This is a genomic window from Streptomyces sp. NPDC002490, from assembly GCF_040296045.1.
GTDB lineage: Bacteria > Actinomycetota > Actinomycetes > Streptomycetales > Streptomycetaceae > Streptomyces.
Genome location: NZ_JBEOWM010000134.1, coordinates 1 through 1,553, shown reverse-complemented (window position 1 = coordinate 1,553; position 1,553 = coordinate 1). Strand labels below are relative to the sequence as shown.

Below are 1,553 nucleotides of genomic sequence, written 5' to 3'. Positions count from 1 at the left end.
GCGGCCCCCCCCCGCCCCGGGGGGGGGGGCCCCCGCGCGGGGGGGGGGGCCCCCCCCCCCCCCCACGTCCGGGTCGCCTACGCGGCCTCCGGGTCCAGCCGCCGCCCGACTCCGGACGGCCCCCCGGAGAGCCATCCCGGCAGGCTCCCCCCGTCGAGCCCCAGCGCCAGCAACATCGCATCCGCGGGGCTCGGCTCGAAGGGCTGTCGCAACAAGGACATCCCGGCCTGCTCGGGCGTCCGGTCGGCCTTGTGGTGGTTGTCCTCCGCGCAGGCCGCGACCGTGTTCAACCAGGAGTCCGAGCCCCCGCGCGACCGGGGCACCAGATGGTCCACCGTCGTCGCCCGCCGCCCGCAGTACGCACACCGGTGCCGGTCCCTCACCAACACCCCCCGCCGTGACCACGGAGCACGTCTTCGGAACGGCACCCGCACGTACCGGCACAACCGGATCACCCGGGGCGCCGGCAACTCCACCGCCGCCGCCCGCAGCCACATCTCGGGGTGGGTCTGCTCGACGACCGCCTTGTCCTGGAGCACCAGGACCACCGCTCGGTGCAGAGTCACCGTCGACAGCGGTTCGAAACTCGCGTTGAGGACCAGGGTGTCACGCATTCCGCCCACCTCCCGTACGGGCCGGCCCACCCCCCTGGCGGGCCGGCACCCACTCTGGCCGGGCCCGAAGAGATGAACAACGCAATATCCGCGGGCACCCGGGACTGCTGCACACCAGCGGACCCCGGCACCGCCCCATCGGAACGCGCACACGAAAACGCCCGCCCCTGATCACTTCCAAGACCAGGGACGGGCAAACGTCCGGCGAACGGCGAGTTCAGCGAAGCGGTCCGAGGACCTCAATCCGCGGCGGGGGCCGCGTACTCACCGATCAGTTGGGCGCGCGCCAGGGTGTGGAACCGCAGGTTGAAGCCGATCACGGCCGGACTGGCATCGCCGTCCGGCCCGAGCCGCTCCCGGTCCACCGCGTAGACGGTGAACACGTACCGGTGCGCCGGGTCGCCGGCCGGCGGGGCCGCACCGCCGAAGTCCTTCGTCCCGTAGTCGTTCCGCACGTGCACGGCCCCCTGCGGCAGCCCGACGAACGAACCGCTCCCGGCACCCGCCGGCAGCTCGGAGACCGAGGCGGGGATGTCGAACACCGTCCAGTGCCAGAAGCCGCTGCCGGTCGGCGCGTCCGGGTCGAAGCAGGTCACGGCGAAGCTCCCGGTCCCCTCCGGGAACCCTTCCCACCGCAGCTGCGGCGACGTGTTCCCCGCCGCGTACACCTGGGCGTCCTTCAACACTCCGCCCGGGGCGACGTCCTCGCTCACCACCGTGAACGAGGGCACCTGCGGATGGAAGTCATGGGGGAGCGGCGGCCTTGACACCTCGGTCACCTGATACCTCCTGCGTTCTGCGCGCGTTGCGCGTGCGTGGACGGCGAAGCGATTCCGGCGCCGAGCCTAGCTTGATCTTTAACCTCGGACGTCGAACGGCCTCTCGTACTTGATCACCCGGTCTGGTAACTGCCGTACGTGCAGGCGGCCTTCGGCTGAG

2 protein-coding genes are annotated in these 1,553 nt (G+C 72.2%); both read right to left on the bottom strand.

Annotation, left to right across the window (positions count from 1 at the left end; genetic code table 11):
• Positions 1-77 precede the first annotated feature (77 nt).
• Positions 78-614, bottom strand: coding sequence for an HNH endonuclease (locus ABT092_RS30930; RefSeq protein ID WP_351249828.1), 537 nt, complete (start codon positions 612-614; stop codon positions 78-80).
• A 239-nt stretch (positions 615-853) separates the two neighbouring features.
• Entirely contained in the window at positions 854-1,393 is a 540-nt protein-coding gene (locus tag ABT092_RS30925; protein WP_351249826.1) for a YbhB/YbcL family Raf kinase inhibitor-like protein, read from the bottom strand.
• Positions 1,394-1,553: the final 160 nt, after the last annotated feature.